Origin of the sequence: Bacillus sp. BS1807G30, assembly GCF_040047675.1 — a bacterium.
GTDB lineage: Bacteria > Bacillota > Bacilli > Bacillales > Bacillaceae > Bacillus > Bacillus altitudinis.
On sequence record NZ_CP157353.1, the window covers coordinates 2,108,433 to 2,127,773 of the forward strand.

Below are 19,341 nucleotides of genomic sequence, written 5' to 3' on the forward strand. Positions count from 1 at the left end.
CAACCATAAACGGTCCAAACATAAAAAAGCATGATACACGTTCACCGTGCCATGCTTTACTTATGCCCTTGGATGGAATTTGTGATACACGTCTTTTAATCTTGTTTTTGTGACATGTGTGTAAATTTGTGTAGTAGAAATATCGGCATGTCCGAGCATTTCCTGTACGGCTCTAAGATCCGCACCGTTTTCAAGCAAATGTGTCGCAAATGAATGTCTGAGCGTATGAGGCGTCAATTCTTTTTGAATACCTGCTTCTATGGCTCGTTTCTTTAAGTTCTTCCAAAAGCCCTGCCGCGACATTTTTTTTCCGTGATGATTCAGAAATAAGGCATCGGCCGGCTGTTTTTTGAGCAGCTTGTTTCTTCCTTTTTCTATATACACTTCAATCGCACTTGCAGCAGCTTCACCAATAGGCACGATCCGCTCTTTTCTTCCTTTTCCAAAACAGCGGATAAACCCCATGGTCAGATGCACATCTGCAAGAGTCAGATCAAGCATTTCACTTACGCGAATACCTGTTGCATATAAAAGTTCGAGCATGGCTTTGTCACGGTAGTCAAATGGTGTTTGCTGCTTAGGTGTATCGAGCAGCTTTTCTACCTCATCTAATGATAGAACTTTCGGTAATTTCCGCTCTGTTTTTTGTGATTCAATGTTCCATGACGGGTCATCTGTTGTCACTTTTTCACGGAGCAAAAATTGATGAAAGGAGCGTATCGATGATAGATGACGGACGGACGTTTTACTCGATTTCCCCTCGTCTTTTAACTGTTTTAAATAATGAATAATATGAAGGCGTGTGACGTCTTTTACATCTGTCAATTGTTCATGCGTCATTAAAAAAGACAAATAGTTCTGTAAATCTCTTTTATAAGAGACAATGGTATTTTCAGAGAGTCCTCTCTCTACTGTCATAAAATGAATAAAGTCGGATAATTGATCCTTCAATGGTTTCTACTCCCCGTTTTGATAAAAATAAATCAATCGATCCTGCCAGCTGTCTTGTTTCGGCTGATCCATTTCCATCACTTTTATCGCTGCACCTTCTGGTTTATCATAACGATGATAGCTTTCATATTCTGAATTTATCCATATCATAGCATAATAGAACAAGACGGTAAAACCAGTGAACAAGATAAATACTTTCATTACTTCACCTGTTGTTTTGAGCCATTTTCGCATGTTCTTCATGTCCTTTCTCGTGTTCTCATTACTTCAGCATATGCCAGGTGGGACAAGGAATATACAGCGAACATGCAAAAAACCTTTTCATTTTGAATGAAAAGGTTCCAATTCGGATTATTTGCCGGATTCATCATCATGACACCGGTGGCAAATACCATGGAATGTCAATCTATGATCCTTAATTTTAAATTTCCAGTCGCGTTCAATAATCTCTTCAACATCTTCTAATAAATCATCTTCTATCTCATCGACTGTCCCGCATTCCATGCAGACAAGATGGTGATGGAAGTGAGCGGCTCCTTCTTTGCGAAGATCATATCGCGAAACGCCGTCTCCAAAGTTAATTTTATCAACAACTTTCAGTTCAGTAAGCAATTCTAACGTCCGATAAACAGTAGCAAGACCAATTTCAGGAGACTTCTCTTTTACGAGGAGGTATACATCTTCTGCACTTAAATGGTCTTCTTCATTCTCAAGCAGTACTCTTACTGTTGCTTCACGCTGTGGCGTGAGCTTATAGCTGGAAGAATGAAGCTGTTTCTTAATTCGATCAATCCGATTTTCCATTGACTTTCCCTCCTACGCCACATTACTTGATCATTATATCAAATGATGTGCAGAGAGCCAACTATAATCATTTTAAATTGATAAATAAATTGATTATTATTTAATAATGATTATAAAATCATCAAAACAGAACACCTGCCAGCTTTTTCATCAGCATGAATGATAAGTATGATTCAAAAAAGGACGAAAGAGCAGCGAGGGTTAAAATCATCAGTAGAACAGAAGCATACCGGCCAAACCAATGGATTGGCGCTTGACTGATGGTTTTTTTCATAAAAAGCTGACCAATTAAACGAATGGAGAACGCAATCGCACAAGTTCCGATCACTAAATACGCTGGAATGAGCAAGATATTTTGAGGAAGCACCGAGACAAAAGATAGAAAAAAACCGCTAAGCCCCATTTGATTGACCAAAAAACCGACAGTAAACCCAACTACAATCCCTTTTAAAAAAATCATAAGAAAAATAAGCGGCAGGCCAATGATGGAAATTCCGAGTATCCACATGAGGCCCAAATATTTCATATGATGTAAAAAGCTTTGCAAAAACATTTCTTTTGATTCTGCTGCTTTCTCATTCGTCAGTTGACCAAAAAATTGATTTAAATAGTAGAATAAATCCTCTTTCTGACTCATTGTCATACTATTGACGATAATGGCTCCAAAAATGACGCCCATTAAAAATAGTACAGAAACAAACAAATAAATTGATAAATGATCTTTCACGTGCTGAAGAAGATGTTCTTTCCAAGACTTTTTCCGCATGCGCCTTCCTCCCAAATAGTAAAGGTTACTAGATTCTATGAGAGAGCAGACGAAACATGACAGTTTTATGAAAAGAAAAACGAGAAAGCAGCTGTACACTGCTTTCTCGTTTCCTTTATCGTGCAGCTTTTTGTACGTTCACAAGCCCAGCGCCATAATAAAAAGGTTCGCCAAGTTTTGTTGCCGTTTTTGTCAGCCTTTCACGCACTTCATCATTTGTCAGATTCGGATGTTTTGATAGAATGACTGCCGCAGCACCAGCTACATGAGGTGATGCCATAGACGTTCCACTCTTATATCCATATTCGTTATGAGGAATGGTACTTAATGTTGAAACGCCTGGTGCTGATACTTCCACTTCTTCCCCAACAGAGGAATCAAAGGCTCTTTGCTTTCGTTGATCCACAGATGCGACTGCCATGACAGAGCTGTATTTGGCCGGGTAATCTATCGTATTAAGTGACCCGTAGCTCCCAGCATTTCCTGCAGATGCGACAATGAGAATCCCGTTGTCATATGCTCGATCTACCGCTTCTTTCAGCGCCTCCGATTCACTTGCTCCCCCCATACTAATATTGATGACATCCATCTCATTCTCAATCGCCCATTCAATGCCTTTAATGATCCAGCTATAATAGCCGTCACCATTTTCATCTGCCACTTTCACCGCATAGATCGAAGCTTTTGGTGCCACACCCACGACGCCTACCTTATTATCTAGTGCTGCGATCGTGCCCGCAACATGGGTTCCGTGTTCATGCGGGTCAACAAGCGGATCGGACTCTGTTGGAACAAAGCTGACACCACCAGTTACATGTAAATCTTCATGCTTGCCGTCGATTCCACTGTCAAGAACAGCTACTTTGACATTCTGGCCGGCATATCCTCGTTTATGTACCTTTTGTGCTTTGATGCTTTTAATGCCATAAGGGACGCTTTGACCGCTTGTTTTCGCTTTTTGGTCTTCCTCAATAAAAGTAACTTCTTTTGCTTGATGTAGTTTTTCTTTTGATGCTTCGTTCAATGAAACTTTCATCATATCTATTTTCTCTATTGATTCTTTCACATGACCGCCAGCTTTTTCAACAAGCTGTTTTTGTGTTTTGTCTTGAACGGAAGAAGAAAAACCGATCATATACTCTTTTTTTGCTTGATCCTTTGCAGATACATCTGATGCGCCGAATGTCATCGATGCCAGCAGCATACTTGCCATACAAAGCCCTGCTCCAAATGATTTGACCTTCACGATACCCACTCTCCCTTTCATTTCTTTTTGTCATTTAACTACATTTTTAGACAAAAAGAAACGACCGTTTGTCCTATTTTTTAAAATTTTTCCAATTATTTGATCTACTTGTCACAAAAAAGCAAAATAAAAATGCTTATGATCCTGTTCATAGCGATCATAAGCATTCCTGCCTTTATGTTTTTTCATCATATGCTGCAAGGCTTCTTGTTTTGTTTTTGTCTTTCTTTCGTGTGTACTAAAATGCGGCATATTTCCTCTCGATTGTTCTGGATTTCGGCTGTGCTGCCTTTGAAGGTGTTCTCTCTTTTTCTTTGCTTTGCTTTTTCCCATTTCGCAAAACCCCTTTCGTTGTCGTTATGATACATGAAAGCATCTAAAAAAGATAGACGTATACACGCCTATCTCAAATTGTTGACAAAAGGCTAAAATGTACTTGATTTTAGCCTTTTGTCTTCTTTTCAGCGTGATAGAAAACCTTTGCAGTCTAGGAAGGACGAGCACTGGCGCAGAGCGAATTTGACATTCGTGAGCACCGGAGCGCAGGACTGACAAAGAATGCGAGGGTTTGTCTACACGCTGAGATAGATGTATACACGCCTATCTTTCTTTTCTCACCATATCAAGATGCGGAATTCCATCCTCATCATAACAATCTGAGACAGCTACGAAGCCAAACGATTCGTAGAACGATTTCAAATAAGCCTGTGCTTGGATTTTAATCTTTGTTTCGCCTAATTCACTGAGCTTTTTTATCGCCTGATCGAGCAGGATCTTCCCGTAACCTTTTTTCCGGCCGGCCTTCGTCACAAGGACACGACCAATGGACGCCTCTTTGTACATGATCCCGCTTTGGAAAATGCGGCAATAAGCGACAATCGTGCCGTTCTCTTTGGCGATTACATGCAGCGCCTCTTGATCACGATGATCAATTTCAGGATAAGGACATGTTTGTTCTACAACAAACACATTCACTCTTTCCATTAAAATCAGGTAAAGGTCCTCTTTAGACAGTTGTTCAAATGTGTGACATGTCCATTTAAGTTGATTCATGATTGATATCCACCTTACCGTAGACTCCGCCTCCGCCAGCGATCAGTCCAACTTCACCTCTTCTTGCTTTGATGATGTAATCGGCTGTTTTCTCAGGCAGGACCGCTTTTAATTCTTGTTCTGTTGCTTGATGAAGAATATTCATCTCTGTATGAAAGACAGCTTTTAACTTTTCTAACGTTTTGGCTCCAACACCCGGAATAAAATGAAGGGGAAGCTGGTGAACATAAGGAGGCCTTATTCCTTTGTCACTTTCTTGGTCAGCAAGCTCCTTTAACCGCTCACTCACCCCTTTTGTCATTCGGGTATGGCCGCATGCTTGGCACTTTTCTTGATCCTGACTGTCAGGTCTTACCCCGCATTTCTCACAGGTCGTATGATAATACTTTCCGAGCCGCGGAGCGAGCCCATAATTTCCAGTGATATTTCTGCCATCTTTTCCTTGAAGCGCTAGCTCAAATTCAGCAAAGGAGGCATGATCCATTCGGATCTTCGTATATTCCCGCGCAATTTTCCCTAAAGAATGGGCATCTGAATTTGTTAAAAAAGGATAACGGTTTAGCTCACTTAGCTGGGAGGCCATAGACGTATCACAGCTAAGGCCAAGCTCAACAGCATCGATGAGTTCTGGATCGAATACTTCGGTTAAAGACGTATTGACCCCTTTGCCGTATAAACTTTTATGCGGCGTAAAAATATGGGCAGGAATAAATAATCCCCCTAGTTCCTTCACCTTATGCTGAAGCGTTCTCCCATCCACATATAACCGCTGTGAACTCAAATGCACATTTTTCATATGAAGAGAAAGCCATGCGGAAAACTCAGACATTTTACGAAGCGTGGGCATAAAGGCAAGCACATGAATCGGACCTTTTGATTGGTCATCATTGATTTCTAGCTCACTGCCTAAAAGCAAAACGGTCTTTCCAAATGATAACCCGCCATCGCTTAGTTCCGTGTATATGCCTTCCTCTACACCTTCTATCAATTCTTCTAGGACTTCAGGAGATTGTGCATCAATCACACCAATCATCCCCATCCCTTTACTTTGAGACGCTTCAATGAGAATTTGGTCAATGGTCAGTGACCTTGCACCTGTAATTTTGACAGCCCTGCCTGTTCTTGTTCGACCAATATGAATATGGATATCTGCAAAGAATTCCCTCATTTTGTAGACTTAAGTACCTCTTGCAATTGTAAGTATTGAATGGCATAGGCTGTTTTCGCATCATAAATATGTTGTTTCTCAATGAGTTGCAGCGCTTCTTCTAGTGAAACTTCCATCACTTCAACAAATTCATCCTCATCCAACTCGCGTTTTTCTTCAAGCGGGACCAGCTGATCGGCAAGGTAGATATGAACAATTTCATCCGCAAACCCTGGTGATGTATAAAAGGCTGTCAGCTTTTGGAGCGCCTGAGTTGTATAACCTGTTTCTTCTTCTAATTCTCTCAGTGCTGTATGTGCCGGCTCTTCTCCTTTTTCTAATTTTCCAGCCGGAATTTCAACGATGGATCTCTCCAGTGCTTTACGGTATTGCTTGACCAAAATGATTTTATTCTCGTCTGTACGTGCAATGACTGCTACTGCACCTGGATGTTTAATGATTTCGCGTTTGCCTGGTTTTCCGTTCGGCAATGCTACATCTTCAAGAACCAAGTCAATGATTTTTCCGTTATATAATGTTTTTGACGATAATGTTTTTTCTTCAAAGTCCTTCAATTTTGTCAGCTCCTCGTTCTACTTTCACTTTTTACTTCATTCATTTTAACATAGATGTTTTAGGAGGATCCAAAATGCGGATGCCCGCTTCAATGCGCCATTTGAAATCACCTAGCTTGAATTCCAGAATTGTTTCACTTAATGTGAAAGGATAGGAGTGTGATTGAATTGAAAAAAAGACGAATTGGCACCTCTGATCTCTTGGTTAGTGAGGCGGCACTAGGATGTATGTCCCTCGGGACTGAAAAAGAAAAAGCGCTCTCTTTATTAGATGAAGCCATTGATCTTGGGATTAACTATTTGGATACAGCTGATTTATATGATTTTGGAACAAATGAGGAAATTGTCGGGGAAGCCATTAAAAACAGACGCCAAGATTTGATTTTGGCCACAAAAGGTGGAAACCGCTTTGAAAAAGGGAAATCTGGATGGGACTGGGATCCTTCAAAAGCATACATAAAAGAGGCAGTGAAACAAAGCCTGAAACGACTTCAAACAGATTATATTGATTTATATCAATTGCATGGCGGCACAATTGACGATCCAATTGACGAAACCATCGAGGCATTTGAAGAATTGGTTGAAGAAGGTGTCATTCGCTATTACGGCATATCGTCGATCCGTCCAAATGTCATTAAAGAATACGCCAAAAAATCAAACATCGTGAGTGTGATGATGCAATATAGTTTACTCGATCGCCGCCCAGAAGAATGGTTTTCTCTTCTTGAAGAACAAAGCATTAGTGTCGTGGCAAGAGGTCCTTTAGCAAAAGGCTTATTAACTGAAAAACCCCTTTCGCAAGCAAGTGCTGCGATTCAAAAGAATGGGTATCTTGAATATTCATTTGAAGAGCTCCAGCAGGTCATTCCTTCGTTAAAGAAAGTCGCTTATGACCTATCACTGACAGAGCTGTCCATTCAATACTTGCTCAAGCATTCTGCAGTCAGCTCTGTTGTTTTTGGCGCAAGCTCGGTGAAACAGTTAAAAGAAAATGTGGCAGCGGCAAATGCACGTTCATTAAGCGATCAAGAAGTAAAAGCTTTGTCATATTTCACAAAACAGTCTGTGTATGAGACGCATCGTTTGAATCAATAGAAAGCAAAAAGAGATCACATGCATGCATGTGATCTTTTTTTAGCGTATGTATATATGGATGTACGTTTTCATGTTCTACATGCAAATGGGAGAACAACTTGCCACTTACGTTTTGTTTCGTTCATCCAGCAGCAGCGAGCTAATTAAGATTTCCTCTAAGACTGAGGGGCTAAAAGCCCCCGTTGACTGATTAACTTTTGCTGCTACTTTCATAATATCCATAATTTCCAGCTTTGCCTTTAAAGTAAAATGTAGTACCAAAATTATTGAAACTATTTGCAAAAACACCATTATCTGAGTACATACATAATCTATTCGCTTCTTTTTTAAAAGGAGTTTCGGAACAATCTACAATTTTAGTAGCCTTCGTACGCAGATCTGCATCTGTTGAATGATTTGTAGCAAGAGCTTGTCCAGAAATAGGTAAAAGCAAGCCTAAAGATAAAGCAACTCCAGTCATTGTTCTTCTCAATTTCATGTGAATCATCTCCATTCCCAAATTTTGTAATACACCTTAATTATAAGAGGAATGACTCTTTCCTAAAAGGGTCTTAACTACTATTTTTGGGATAAAAAGGAATTTAAATAAATCAATACTCCTCGTTTTGATTTATCGTTTATAAAATACGTTTTGTTTTGGTTTGAACGTAAAATCCTATTGGTGCGATTCTGAAATGAAGTGATACGAGGGAGTCAGACGTGTTTTCTCTCAGGCTCATGTAGTATGTTTTCATCTCAATGATATAACATAAAAAAGGGAGCATCGTAGCTCCCTTTTTTAACTTTTATACTTTCTCCAGTCTAAATGACTTTCATCTAGCAGCTCTGAGAAGCTTTTATTTTTTTCTTTTTCTTTCTGTTGCCGAAGGAGGTCTTGTCGTTTTTGTTCTTCTCTTTTTTCTGTCTCGGCGGCCAGATTCTGCTTCATTTGAAGGAGCTGCTGTTTCACATCATCCTTTATGCCGTCCTTTAGCTTTGCTTGATCTTGATTGGTCTTTTTCACTTTGCCTCTCTCCTTTTGCTTTAGTGTATCATCCGTTTTATTTGCTCAGCAAGAGTCACGCCAAACTCCCAACATGTGGTATGATCATCATAGAAACCCTTCGGAAAGGAAGAATCAGCTTGAAGAAGAAATGGCTCGCTATACTTGCCTTGGTATTATTTCCACTAGCTGCAATCGGCATTTTTTTTACCAATAAAATGATGTATATTCGAAAATTAACGGATGAAGAGCTCATGAAACGAGAATCAGATGAAGGGCACTATCATCACGAGGAGTTTCAACAGCTTCAAAAAGAGAAAGTTTGTATTCCTTCAGCATTTGGTTATGATCTTCATGGCTATTTTGTACCGCTCCCTCATACAACACGCACCATCGTTCTTTGTCACGGGGTTACCGTCAGTTTGATCAATTCCGTGAAGTATATGAAATTATTCCAAAAGCTTGGATGGAATGTGCTGCTTTATGATCATAGAAGACATGGGATGAGCGGCGGAAAAACAACGAGCTATGGATATTATGAAAAAGAAGATTTGGCTCAAGTCGTCAAGTGGCTGAGAAAAAGACTTGGAGAAAAAGCAATCATTGGGATACACGGAGAATCGATGGGCGCAGTCACAACTTTATTATATGCTGCAAAACCGGATGCAAGCGCCAATTTTTACATCGCTGATTGTCCTTTTGCTTCTTTTGAGGATCAGCTTCTGTATCGATTAAAAACGGATTTTCGTCTTTCAGGACAGTGGATTCTTCCACTAAGTGATCAAGTGTTGAAATGGCGGGACGGATACAGCATTCGACAAGTTTCTCCACTTGATGTAATCGACCAGGTGAAAGAACCTATCCTTTTTATTCATAGCCTCCATGATGACTATATCCCTTGCGAGCAAAGCGAGCAGTTATACGCACGCAAAAAGGGTGATAAACGGCTATTTATTGCGCCACATGGTGCGCATGCGATGTCTTATAGTGACAATAAGGAAGTCTATGAACAAGAGGTCGAAGCATTTCTGGAAGCATTTCAATTCAATCAAAATGAAAGAGGAGAATGAACAGCCGTTCGTCTCCTCTTTTTGCTAACTTATACGATAGTCACCACTGTTGTATGGTGTCTGCCCGCCAGCTCCATATGGCTCTCTTCCGATTGCTGCTGACTCATGACCGATAATCCTGCAGTTGCTGCCAATAAAAGAACTATCAAACTCATTTTCATATAAATGACCTCCATTTTGAATTTTTGATATGGCTTGAATTTTCCTTTCATAATACCGGGTAGAAACTTCAAATAATCCAAGCTCATTATAATAATGTGCCGCATCAAGTGCCAGTTCCTCAATATCTGGGTATAAGCGCTTGTCCTCCAACAAATCTAATGTATCGTCTATGATTTTTATTTCTGCATCAACGTATAATGCTTTTAAAAACTGAAACTTGCAGATGTAAATTTCATCTTCTAAATCACAGGCTTTCATAATACCTTGTTGATAGAGGGTTAACGACTCTTCTATTTGTTTTTGTTTAAACAGGATTTGGGTCAGCATAAATAGTGGGTCTAGAGAGCGATTCAGATGGGTTAAATTCTCCTTTTCAAACACTTCAAGAGAGTCTTTGAGATAGCGACTTGCTGTAGCAAGATCGTTCATTTGGTAATAGCAGTTACCTAAGTTGAAAAGGGCCGAACCTATGACTCGAGGGTTTCCAATAGAGCGTGCTCGCTTTAGAGCATTTTTAAAGTAGGGCAATGCATGTTCATAGCATTTCAAATCATCATAGTTTGCACCGATGACAAATTCACAGTGGATGATTCTCAGCGTGTACGTTCTGTAGGCAGAGTACGTATCTAACGCTTGCAAAGCATAGTGCATCGAAAAGTGGGTTTGTTTCATGTGGTAGTATATTTCTGCTAATTTAAAATAAAATTCTGCTCTTTCTATATCATCTGATATGAGATTGAGCTTTTTTTCTGCGGAACGGTAATAAGCAATGGCACTCAAATAGTTTCTCTGTTCAAATTCAAACATTCCTGTAAAAAAATGAACATAGTATTCAAGCATATCCGTTAATTTGGTCTGCGAATGTTCAATTGTTTCTAGAAGCTTCTTAATCTCCTCATCATTCGAGGCTTTTTTTGCCGGTTCAAAATATTCAAGCATGACCTTATGTCGAAAATCCATCAGCTGGTAAAAAAGCAGCAAGTTCTGATCTTGCTCCATCTCAAGGATTTCCTGCTCGATCTCGGCCTTTAGCTTCTCTGCTTTCATGACATGAAATCCGCAAATCTGCCTATACCATTCGTTTATTTTGATTCCAACCTGAGGCGATGACAGCTTGAGCTTCAATTCACCTTAGCACCTCCCTCCTCATGTACGATACATGTTGTATTCTATCATATTTCCTCGAATGGAAGAAATATGAAATGTCGTTTTTCGTAAAGTTTTCGGTATCCCGCAATAACCGCTTTCATTGCCGATTTTTCGGCATTTACAGTCTCTATTTTTCTCTTTCTATTTTTCTCATTTTGTCGAAATGTTTGTTAAAAATGACTTTTTATCGTTGAAAAATCTCATTTTTCAAATTAGACAGTTCTCCTGTTTGATGAGATGATGATGGCACAAAAAAAGCCCTCTTCAGCAAAGGGCTTATAACACGTCTGTTACGTGTTCCATATTCTCTTTTATCCAACTGACTGCTAATTCAAGCGTTGGAAATTCTTCCGTTTCAAATGTGACTTCATCTTGGAGAAGCCAGACGTCCTTTTTTACTGAATCCATTCCACCGATTGACCAGTGCAAAAGGCTATATGGATGATTATTATTTAAAAACGACACCCACGTTTTATTTTGTGCCGTGTTTTGTATCACTTTCAGCTTTTGATCCACTACGTTTCCACCTTACTTTACAAGTATACCCATTCTCGGGCTGAGTATTTGTTGAGGACTTTTCAACATAAGTGTATTGGCTTTTTCATTAAAATCAATCGTCATTTCCTCTTCAAAAAACACCTTTTGTGCTGTGTGTATATATAGTTTTAAATGTTGGCTATTATTAAGTGGTTCCCATTCACCTGTTCTTTCACTTGTTAACCAAAGCATTGGTACGCCACTCACTGCACAGCCACAACCTTCTGAATCGTAGCGAAGCAGTAATTCTTTCGTTTCGTTTCCTGTTTGCTGTTTTTCTATATATGTTTTAGCCAGTTCTGTGATGTGAATATACATGGCGAACATCCTTTTTAAATTGATGCTTACATTGTAACACATAAAACACCATAAAACATGACACACGACTAAATCCGAAAGTCATACTCTTTGAAATACACGCTCTTCTCACTAGGATTATATCTATCTATTGGCTCTTTCTGCATCCTGTTTTTTAGAATTATACTGATGACGCTATCAATTTTAAAAGAAGAAACAGGAGGTTTTAGATCGTGAAAAAAAGATTATCTCTCTGCTTCATCGGGGCGCTGATATTGATGTTGAGTTTCACTATGCCAAACATGAAAGCGGCATCTATCCTTGATGAAGTACGAGAAAGCTATGCGACTTATACGGGATCTGGTTACTCAGGGGGCGCCGCTTTATTAGATCCTATTCCATCTGACATGAAAATTACGGCTTTAAATCCCCATGACTATAACTATAAAAGGGTAAATGCGGCACTTGCAGGGGCTTACCTTGAAGTAACGGGACCAAAAGGAAAAACCGTTGTGTATGTAACCGATAAATATCCAGAAGGAGCAAAAGGAGCTCTTGATCTTTCACCTAATGCCTTTGCCAAAATCGGAAATATGGCAGATGGGAAAATCCCAATTAGTTGGAAAATTATAAAAGCACCGATTAGCGGAAATGTAGCTTACAGAATAAAAGAAGGTAGCAGTGAGTGGTGGGCTGCGATTCAAGTACGCAATCATAAATATCCGATTATGAAAATGGAATATTACAAAGATGGAAAATGGGTGAACATGGAAAAGACAGACTACAACCATTTCCTTGGCTTTCATATGGGGTCTACATCTCTTCCTGTTCGAATCACAGATATCCGCGGGGTCATAGTAAAGGATCAATTACCCGCTCTTCCGTCTACTGCTGCTTCACAGGCCTATATTGTAAAAGGCAATGTTCAGCTTCCTAATTAACGAGGAGAAGAGGCAGCTTATTTAAGAGCTTCCTCTCTTCCTTCTCTATCCCAGCGATATGCCTCATTTTCTATTTCTTTTATGATTTCATTCTTTCCTGCCATATAGCTTTGTATATCTTCCGGATACTGATTTGCTAATTGTTCCTTGACAGACGCATACGCTACAGCTCGTTCTGGGTGGACTCTTAAGTAATCTCGAAACAATAAATGTCTTTTCACATCAGGATGATTTCTTTCATAAACATGGACATGATGCGTACGATTCAAGCCACCCTTTTGAAAAAAACGTCTCCCTTTTATACCATTTTCACCGAGCGCTTCGTATCCAAGGTGTTCAAATCTCTCTTTTTTTCTATCGATCTCTTCTATATCGCTTACTTCTATTAATATATCTATAATTGGTTTGGCAACAAGTCCTGTAACTGACGTGCTGCCTATATGGTAGCCTTCTATCCAGATCTTTTGAATGATTTGCTTGAGTCGCTGCTTTTCTTGACGGAATTCTTCATGCCATTCGTTTTTGAATTCGACAACCTCAACCTTGCGTCGCGGTGTCCATTTCATTTTTGATAGGGTGAGCTCTTTTTCCACATGAATGACATTTGTTTCAAAAAACCCTAATTTTTCATATAGCCTTTTTGCAGGGGTGTTTTCCTGCCCTGTGGTCAGTTCTATCGGAACATTCTTCTCTATGATTGTGGACATAAGTCTTGTTCCAATACCCTGCTTTAGCGCTTTTGGATGCACAGCCAATCGACTAATGATCAAACAATCTTTCAGCTCTTCATAAGAGACTACACCTAATAAGAGATCATGTTGCTGAAAACCAATAAATTGCTCTTTTGCTTTCATGACATCTTGAATGGTCTCTTTTAATGGCGGAAGATCAGCATAGCCAATTTGTTCAGCTTCTTGTTGGTATGCAGCTAGTTGAATATGTAAGATTTGCTTTGCTACATCACTTATTGTGTGATCTAAATGAACAATCATTTCATTGGCTCCAGCTTCTTCACAAATAACACACGGTCTTCATGAATGCCATCGTAATCTGAAAAGACTGAGATGCCATCTACTGTTTTATCTCCCTTTTCTATCTGAAACCCGAGTTTTGTATGGTAAGCAATGGAGACTTTATTGATAGGAGCTGTGACAGCTTTAATTGTTGTTCTTCCTTCCTTTTCAGCCGCTTCATAAAAAGCTTGATAGAGGATTTTACCTATCTTTAATTTACGGTGATCTGGGTGGACACCAACAAAGTGAATATAGGCTTCATCCGAATGAGATTGCGATAAAAAACCAACCAAAAAGCCGATCAGCTCTCCCTTTTCAACGACAACAAAACTTGTTTGCTGGAAATGTTCAAAAAAGAGCTTTGGCAATTTTGCACGCAAATCTCTGCCTCCCCACCAGCTTTGAATGACGGATGTGACTGCGTAAAAATCTGACGGTTTCACTTGACGTATCATGATGGCCTCGCCCCTTTTTCCTTTTTGGCTTTCCTTTGATTCGTTTTTTCTCAAAAATGCGATTGTTTCAATAGTCTACTGTCTGATCAAATGGTTGTAAAGACAGTATGCCTGTCTTTTTTCATATTCACTTGTTGGTTCTTCGTCTTTCAGCCGTCATCTCCTTTTAAATCTTCACACTTATTTCAAAAAGTTCACTTTTTGTGCGAAAGTTTCATTCATTTGTTATGTTAAGATGGTTCATATAGGAAATGGTACAAATGTTTATTGGAGATGATGAGATTGGTTTGGGTTGTTATTTCGCTTGTTGTGTTTAGTCTTTTAAAGCTGCTTGTCACCTCTTTGCCTTCTGGTGTTGTTGAGCGCCTTTTTAGCCGCTACGCCGTACATGCTAAAGTAACAAGTGAGCAAACAAATATTACTTTTCAAGGTCGTTCGCTTGATGAGCAGCGAGCATCTGAAATCATTCAACATTTTAATGATGCGATCTTTATTGAACGCTATTATATTTACCCTGGTGATGAAGAACGCTTTCTTCATCCGAATGAAGGGCCAGCGCCGCTTATTATGCAAACAAAGCATGGGAAACATGATGTCACCCTTTATCTGTTCCATTATGATGACCATGTGGATGTGGTTCGGCAGTTTACACATAAGCCAAAGAAAAAGCTGATGGCTTATCGTCTGCGTTCTGAACCGCTCCAAACATTCCACAACATGGCACATGCCTAACAATTGTTGCAGCAGACGAGACGAAGTGTTCACCACTTCGTCTTTTTTGTATGAACAGCTTTTGAATGATTTACCAGTATGAATTTCACCTCATGTTGTTTACAATAGATATAGAACATACGTTCTAAGAGGTGAACTATAATGAATGAACGAGCCATTCTGCTTGTGGATATGCAATCATTTTATGCATCAGTCGAGAAGGTGGAGGCGCCTCATTTGGAGAATGTGCCGCTCATTGTCTCTGGAGATCCAGAACGAAGAAGCGGAGTCGTCCTGGCAGCCTGCCCTCTCGCGAAGAAACGTGGCGTACAAAATGCATCAAGGTTATGGGAAGCACAGGAGAAATGTCCTGAAGCAGTGGTTGTACGTCCACGTATGCAGCGCTATCTGGATGTCTCTGTCATGATTACAGAACTGCTTGAACAATACACAGACCTTGTCGAGCCATATTCCATTGATGAACAGTTTCTTGATATTACAGGCAGTCTTACACTATTCGGCTCTCCACATGAGATCGCTCAACATATACAAACAACGATTATGAACCAGACTGGCATTTACGCACGTGTGGGCATCGGTCCTAATAAAGTGCTCGCTAAAATGGCCTGTGACCATTTTGCCAAAAAAAACACATCCGGCATCTATGAACTGAGTGCCGACCGGGTTGCTGCTGATTTATGGCCGCTTCCAATTGGGAAATTATTTGGCGTCGGCAAACGAATGGAGCATCATTTGAAACGAATGGGCATCAGTACCATTGGCACACTTGCTACTTATCCGTTAGACCGATTAAAAAAACGCTGGGGAATTAATGGGGAGCTTCTGCAGCGAACAGCTTTAGGACACGATCCCTCTCCAGTCACTATTCATACACATGATCAGCAAAAAGCCGTTGGGCATCATATGACCCTTCCCCGTGATTACGCATCTTTTGAGGAGATCAAAGTTGCTCTTCTTGAATTGAGTGAGGAAGTCGCTCGGCGGGCACGTTTTAAGCATTATCTCGGTCAAACGGTGTCTGTTGGTGTAAGAGGGGCTGATTTTTCACATCCAACAGGCTTTCATCGACAAATGAAACTTCATTCACCGACACAGTATGGCTCAGATATTGCAGAGGCAGCGATTCAGCTATGCCAGCAGCACTGGGATGGCCAGCCCATTCGCAGTGTAGGCATTACCCTCTCACAGCTGCAGCCTGACAGCCACTATCAGCTGACTTTATTTGATCATCATTTGAAGAAAGATCAACTCAGCAAAGTATTTGATGCGATCCATCTGAAATATGGACCTGCGGCATTATTGCATGCTTCGTCACTGACAAGCGCAGGGCAGGCATATCACCGCGCCGAAAAAATTGGCGGGCATTACAAATAACGGAGGCGAACAAGCATGAATCCCAATAAATTAACACCTGGATACAACATCATGTGGGAATCAAGCCGAATGATGCTACCAGAGCACCGGGAGCAGCTTCTTGCTCAAAAACGAAAGAAAAAAGAATATACACCTCTTCCGCTCAGCTCCGATCAGCTAGAGGAAATGAATGTTTTGATCACACAGTCGATTACCGAGGATCAAGCGATTTGCGTGACATATGTCTCATCAGGCATAAAAGCACAGTTTTGGGGCTGGGTGAAAGCCATTCATTATGAAACACGCCAAATGAAAATCGTGAATGACGAAGATGTTCTAAACCTTTCCTTACATCAAATTATTGCCATCGATCTCAATTGATTTTCGCAAAACGAAAACATGATCATTGAAAAACCCGCTTCGTTTTTCTGAAAAAATTATGACCCATCAAGGCTTAAAACCTTGAAAACGAGGCATATGCTCTTCGAATGAACGGAACGGTTCAAGCTTCTCTGTCATTTGACGGATGACTCCTCCATCAAATTGTGTATTTAATTTGCACAATTTTTCATGTATGATTGGAACATCTTACAAACTCAGGGGAGACACAGCATGAAAAATAACTTACGCACTTTACATCCACTTAGTTGGACGATCATCATCGGCACGATATTTGGCCGAATGGCGACATCCATGAGCATTCCCTTTTTAGCCGTTTATTTGACACAAGTCAAAGGCGCCTCAGCCTCTTCAGCTGGATTGATCATTGCCGTCAGCTCTCTTATTGGGATTGTTGCGAGTTTTTACGGCGGCTATGTTTCCGACCGAATTGGCAGAAAAAAGGTCATGCTTTTATCCATCTTTGGCTGGACACTTGTCTTTGTTGGCTTCGCGTTTGCAGATGCCATTTGGGTCTTCTTTTTTATGAATGCTTTAAATGGACTGTGCCGGGCGCTGTTTGAACCAACGTCTAAAGCACTCTTATCCGATGTCACCCCATCGAGCATTCGGTTGTTTGTTTTTAACTTACGGTATACGGCCATTAACATTGGTGTCATTTTCGGCCCGCTGCTTGGCTTATATCTCGGGTCATCAAAAACGACTTTTCCATTTCTCGTCGCTGCCCTCATTTACTTGTTGTACGGGTTAACGCTGGCATGGCAATTTCAAAAGCATCCAGTGGCTGCTCCAGAAAGCACCAAACAAATCGGCGTCAAAAAAGCTCTTTCCATTATTCAGAAAGATACGGTCTTTAGCATCATCCTCATTGGCGTTACTTTATGTTCATTTGGCTATTCACACCTAAGCTCAACACTGCCTCAATATTTATCGGCATCTCCTATGATTGAGGATGGCCCTAAACTGTTTGGGTATCTTTTATCCTTAAACGCAGTGGTTGTCATTGTCGTTCAGTACCCTCTGATTATGATCGCTAAGCGCTATTCAACGATTTTGTCGTTAACGACTGGGAACGTGCTTCTAGCAGGCAGTTTGTTTGCCATTGCTTTTTCACAAAGTCTCGGTACGCTTGCTTTTATCATTGTCGTGTTTACGATTGGTGAAGTGCTGCTCTTTGCGATGATGGATCTGTTTGTAGACAATATTGCAAAACCTGAAGTGAAAGGATCATACTTCGGCGCAATGGGGTTTTCTCAGCTCGGCAGCGTCGTCGGACCGTTTGTCGGAGGATTGTGTATTGACTTATTTGGCGCAGCCCATCCCCTTTCTATTTTTTCAGTCTTGGCAATTGTCACCGCTGCAGGCGTTCCGTTTTTACTCATCGGATACTACCGCCTAAAAAAACGAACGGCGGCTGCCGTGGCTGTGAAAGTAAGTGGAGGTCATTAAAAAAACCGCTCTCAATTGAGCGGTTTTCTTTATACCCTGCGGATGGCGATCTCTTCCACCTTATGCTGATCGCCTTTTTTTAAAATCAAATCGGCTCTATATTTTGTCGGCAAAATATTTTCATATAAATTTGGCCGGTTCACTGTATTCCAAATCGTGCTTGCCATCTGATCTGCTTCTTCATCCGTCAAATCTTTGTATTGATGAAAGAAGGATTCAGGATCTTGGAAGGCTGTTTCCCGCAGCAAACGGAACCGTTCTTTATACCAGCATTGAATTTGCGTCTCAGCGGCATCTACATAAATCGAAAAATCGAAGTAATCTGATACAAACACGCGCGGCTCATCCTTCAGATCATCCAGTGCCGGTGATTGCAACACATTGATCCCTTCAATGATCACAATATCTGCATCTTCTACTGTCTCATACACCCCTTCAAGACGGTCATAGGTCAGATGTGAATATACAGGTGCATGCACAGTTTGTTTCCCTGATTTCAATTCATTTAAAAACGAAAGTAGCGCTTTAACATCATAGCTTTCCGGGAAGCCTTTCTTTTCCATCAGCCCTCGATCTTTTAACTCTTTTTGTGGATACAAAAAGCCGTCCGTTGTTACGAGACTCACCTTCAGTCCATCTCCAAGCCTTGATAAAAGTGTTTCAATGATACGTGCTGTCGTGCTTTTTCCGACGGCCACACTTCCTGCAATCCCGATTAAAAAGGGGATTTTCGCATGATGCGGGTAGTTTAAAAAAGCATTTACATGCTGATTTTTTTGTTTTTCTGCAAAGACGTGCAATGTCAGAAAACGAATAAGCGGTATGTAAATATCTCGAACTTCTTCTAGAGATAAGTAGTCGTTTAATCCTTGAAGTGCTCTCACTTCTTCTTCTGAAACAGATACCGGCATATATTCTCCAAGAGCGGCCCATGCCTCTCTCGTATGGCGTGTATATAATGTATTAAAATCTAGTCGTTCGTCACCCAAAGTCTTTCCCACCAATCTAAACTAAACTCATAACCAAAAAGACGATAATCCGATTGTAGCTTAAAATGAAGGCGCTGTCTTTATTTTTCAACGAAAGTTTGCTTCTTTTGCGAAAAAAAAGCATTAAATAAAGGAAAATGAGGGTAAATAAGAGTATTCAGTTTGATAGATAGAAG

24 protein-coding genes are annotated in these 19,341 nt (G+C 40.4%); 7 read left to right on the top strand and 17 right to left on the bottom strand.

The genetic code is table 11. The annotated features are described in order from the left end of the window. Positions 1-60: 60 nt before the first annotated feature. The 9 genes from xerD to ABG082_RS10830 form a co-directional block, all read right to left on the bottom strand. Complete coding sequence (xerD, locus tag ABG082_RS10790; protein ID WP_007501057.1) at positions 61-951, bottom strand: site-specific tyrosine recombinase XerD; 891 nt, start codon at positions 949-951, stop codon at positions 61-63. A gap of 6 nt (positions 952-957) precedes the next feature. Beyond that, the gene (locus ABG082_RS10795) at positions 958-1,185 is read right to left on the bottom strand and encodes a YqzK family protein (protein ID WP_008344420.1); all 228 of its coding nucleotides are present in this window, start codon (positions 1,183-1,185) and stop codon (positions 958-960) included. Positions 1,186-1,302: 117 nt separating this feature from the next. Next, positions 1,303-1,755, bottom strand: coding sequence for a ferric iron uptake transcriptional regulator (gene fur, locus ABG082_RS10800; protein WP_003215577.1), 453 nt, complete (start codon positions 1,753-1,755; stop codon positions 1,303-1,305). A gap of 121 nt (positions 1,756-1,876) precedes the next feature. Then, positions 1,877-2,521, bottom strand: a complete 645-nt coding sequence (gene spoIIM / locus ABG082_RS10805; RefSeq protein WP_017367532.1) for a stage II sporulation protein M — start codon at positions 2,519-2,521, stop codon at positions 1,877-1,879. Positions 2,522-2,636: 115 nt separating this feature from the next. After that, positions 2,637-3,767: a S8 family peptidase gene (locus tag ABG082_RS10810; protein WP_019743101.1), complete on the bottom strand. Its 1,131-nt coding sequence runs from the start codon at positions 3,765-3,767 to the stop codon at positions 2,637-2,639. A 111-nt stretch (positions 3,768-3,878) separates the two neighbouring features. After that, complete coding sequence (locus tag ABG082_RS10815) at positions 3,879-4,100, bottom strand: hypothetical protein (RefSeq protein WP_008344413.1); 222 nt, start codon at positions 4,098-4,100, stop codon at positions 3,879-3,881. A gap of 267 nt (positions 4,101-4,367) precedes the next feature. Next, positions 4,368-4,820, bottom strand: coding sequence for a GNAT family N-acetyltransferase (locus tag ABG082_RS10820; protein ID WP_272511678.1), 453 nt, complete (start codon positions 4,818-4,820; stop codon positions 4,368-4,370). Beyond that, entirely contained in the window at positions 4,807-5,988 is a 1,182-nt protein-coding gene (locus ABG082_RS10825; protein ID WP_050827375.1) for a TIGR00375 family protein, read from the bottom strand. Before ABG082_RS10825 ends, ABG082_RS10820 begins: the two co-directional genes overlap by 14 nt. Beyond that, positions 5,985-6,542, bottom strand: a complete 558-nt coding sequence (locus ABG082_RS10830; RefSeq protein ID WP_272511680.1) for an NUDIX hydrolase — start codon at positions 6,540-6,542, stop codon at positions 5,985-5,987. The genes ABG082_RS10825 and ABG082_RS10830 overlap by 4 nt, the downstream gene beginning before the upstream one ends. Positions 6,543-6,710: 168 nt before the next feature. On the opposite strand from ABG082_RS10830, the gene ABG082_RS10835 reads away from it, so the two are divergent. Further along, positions 6,711-7,637: an aldo/keto reductase gene (locus ABG082_RS10835; protein ID WP_272511681.1), complete on the top strand. Its 927-nt coding sequence runs from the start codon at positions 6,711-6,713 to the stop codon at positions 7,635-7,637. 190 nt (positions 7,638-7,827) lie between these two features. On the opposite strand, the gene ABG082_RS10840 is transcribed toward ABG082_RS10835, so the two are convergent. Then, positions 7,828-8,115 carry an LCI fold-containing protein gene (locus ABG082_RS10840; RefSeq protein WP_171465553.1) on the bottom strand — a complete coding sequence of 96 codons (288 nt, stop codon included), beginning with the start codon at positions 8,113-8,115 and terminating at the stop codon, positions 7,828-7,830. Between the two features lie 300 nt (positions 8,116-8,415). Beyond that, the gene (locus ABG082_RS10845; protein ID WP_008343840.1) at positions 8,416-8,640 is read right to left on the bottom strand and encodes a YqkE family protein; all 225 of its coding nucleotides are present in this window, start codon (positions 8,638-8,640) and stop codon (positions 8,416-8,418) included. Between the two features lie 119 nt (positions 8,641-8,759). On the opposite strand from ABG082_RS10845, the gene ABG082_RS10850 reads away from it, so the two are divergent. Beyond that, the gene (locus ABG082_RS10850) at positions 8,760-9,689 is read left to right on the top strand and encodes an alpha/beta fold hydrolase (RefSeq protein WP_144610259.1); all 930 of its coding nucleotides are present in this window, start codon (positions 8,760-8,762) and stop codon (positions 9,687-9,689) included. Between the two features lie 24 nt (positions 9,690-9,713). Here ABG082_RS10850 and ABG082_RS10855 read toward each other — a convergent pair whose 3' ends face one another. The 3 genes from ABG082_RS10855 to ABG082_RS10865 form a co-directional block, all read right to left on the bottom strand. Next, positions 9,714-10,976 carry a tetratricopeptide repeat protein gene (locus ABG082_RS10855; protein ID WP_035390735.1) on the bottom strand — a complete coding sequence of 421 codons (1,263 nt, stop codon included), beginning with the start codon at positions 10,974-10,976 and terminating at the stop codon, positions 9,714-9,716. Positions 10,977-11,276: 300 nt separating this feature from the next. Then, positions 11,277-11,516, bottom strand: coding sequence for a YqkC family protein (locus tag ABG082_RS10860; protein ID WP_008343836.1), 240 nt, complete (start codon positions 11,514-11,516; stop codon positions 11,277-11,279). A gap of 12 nt (positions 11,517-11,528) precedes the next feature. Beyond that, complete coding sequence (locus ABG082_RS10865; protein WP_317327570.1) at positions 11,529-11,855, bottom strand: iron-sulfur cluster biosynthesis family protein; 327 nt, start codon at positions 11,853-11,855, stop codon at positions 11,529-11,531. Between the two features lie 212 nt (positions 11,856-12,067). Between ABG082_RS10865 and ABG082_RS10870 the strand changes: the two genes are divergently transcribed. Further along, positions 12,068-12,775 (top strand): expansin EXLX1 family cellulose-binding protein, encoded by a 708-nt coding sequence (locus ABG082_RS10870; protein WP_348936087.1) that lies wholly within the window; start codon positions 12,068-12,070, stop codon positions 12,773-12,775. Positions 12,776-12,792: 17 nt separating this feature from the next. Here the strand turns inward: ABG082_RS10870 and ABG082_RS10875 are convergent, their stop codons facing one another. Together ABG082_RS10875 and ABG082_RS10880 are read right to left on the bottom strand one after the other, a co-directional pair. Next, positions 12,793-13,767, bottom strand: a complete 975-nt coding sequence (locus ABG082_RS10875; protein ID WP_348936088.1) for a GNAT family N-acetyltransferase — start codon at positions 13,765-13,767, stop codon at positions 12,793-12,795. After that, the gene (locus ABG082_RS10880) at positions 13,764-14,243 is read right to left on the bottom strand and encodes a GNAT family N-acetyltransferase (RefSeq protein ID WP_024718947.1); all 480 of its coding nucleotides are present in this window, start codon (positions 14,241-14,243) and stop codon (positions 13,764-13,766) included. The genes ABG082_RS10875 and ABG082_RS10880 overlap by 4 nt, the downstream gene beginning before the upstream one ends. A gap of 282 nt (positions 14,244-14,525) precedes the next feature. On the opposite strand from ABG082_RS10880, the gene ABG082_RS10885 reads away from it, so the two are divergent. From ABG082_RS10885 to ABG082_RS10900, 4 genes are all read left to right on the top strand, one after another. Then, positions 14,526-14,975, top strand: a complete 450-nt coding sequence (locus ABG082_RS10885; RefSeq protein ID WP_041091963.1) for a YfmQ family protein — start codon at positions 14,526-14,528, stop codon at positions 14,973-14,975. A gap of 141 nt (positions 14,976-15,116) precedes the next feature. Continuing rightward, a complete protein-coding gene (locus ABG082_RS10890) occupies positions 15,117-16,349 on the top strand; it encodes a DNA polymerase IV (RefSeq protein WP_348936089.1) in 1,233 nt (410 codons plus the stop codon). Between the two features lie 15 nt (positions 16,350-16,364). Further along, entirely contained in the window at positions 16,365-16,709 is a 345-nt protein-coding gene (locus ABG082_RS10895) for a YolD-like family protein (RefSeq protein ID WP_008343830.1), read from the top strand. A 231-nt stretch (positions 16,710-16,940) separates the two neighbouring features. Further along, positions 16,941-18,176: an MFS transporter gene (locus ABG082_RS10900; protein ID WP_008343828.1), complete on the top strand. Its 1,236-nt coding sequence runs from the start codon at positions 16,941-16,943 to the stop codon at positions 18,174-18,176. 29 nt (positions 18,177-18,205) lie between these two features. On the opposite strand, the gene coaA is transcribed toward ABG082_RS10900, so the two are convergent. Next, complete coding sequence (gene coaA / locus ABG082_RS10905; RefSeq protein WP_008342294.1) at positions 18,206-19,165, bottom strand: type I pantothenate kinase; 960 nt, start codon at positions 19,163-19,165, stop codon at positions 18,206-18,208. Positions 19,166-19,341: the final 176 nt, after the last annotated feature.

Coding starts and splice junctions, on each gene's coding strand:
- ABG082_RS10795 (WP_008344420.1), bottom strand. CDS start 1,185: ATGCGAAAATGGCTCAAAACAACAGGTGAAGTAATGAAAGTATTTATC.
- fur (WP_003215577.1), bottom strand. CDS start 1,755: ATGGAAAATCGGATTGATCGAATTAAGAAACAGCTTCATTCTTCCAGC.
- spoIIM (WP_017367532.1), bottom strand. CDS start 2,521: ATGCGGAAAAAGTCTTGGAAAGAACATCTTCTTCAGCACGTGAAAGAT.
- ABG082_RS10815 (WP_008344413.1), bottom strand. CDS start 4,100: ATGGGAAAAAGCAAAGCAAAGAAAAAGAGAGAACACCTTCAAAGGCAG.
- ABG082_RS10820 (WP_272511678.1), bottom strand. CDS start 4,820: ATGAATCAACTTAAATGGACATGTCACACATTTGAACAACTGTCTAAA.
- ABG082_RS10825 (WP_050827375.1), bottom strand. CDS start 5,988: ATGAGGGAATTCTTTGCAGATATCCATATTCATATTGGTCGAACAAGA.
- ABG082_RS10840 (WP_171465553.1), bottom strand. CDS start 8,115: ATGAAATTGAGAAGAACAATGACTGGAGTTGCTTTATCTTTAGGCTTG.
- ABG082_RS10865 (WP_317327570.1), bottom strand. CDS start 11,855: ATGTATATTCACATCACAGAACTGGCTAAAACATATATAGAAAAACAG.
- ABG082_RS10875 (WP_348936088.1), bottom strand. CDS start 13,767: ATGATTGTTCATTTAGATCACACAATAAGTGATGTAGCAAAGCAAATC.
- ABG082_RS10880 (WP_024718947.1), bottom strand. CDS start 14,243: ATGATACGTCAAGTGAAACCGTCAGATTTTTACGCAGTCACATCCGTC.
- ABG082_RS10890 (WP_348936089.1), top strand. CDS start 15,117: ATGAATGAACGAGCCATTCTGCTTGTGGATATGCAATCATTTTATGCA.
- ABG082_RS10895 (WP_008343830.1), top strand. CDS start 16,365: ATGAATCCCAATAAATTAACACCTGGATACAACATCATGTGGGAATCA.
- ABG082_RS10900 (WP_008343828.1), top strand. CDS start 16,941: ATGAAAAATAACTTACGCACTTTACATCCACTTAGTTGGACGATCATC.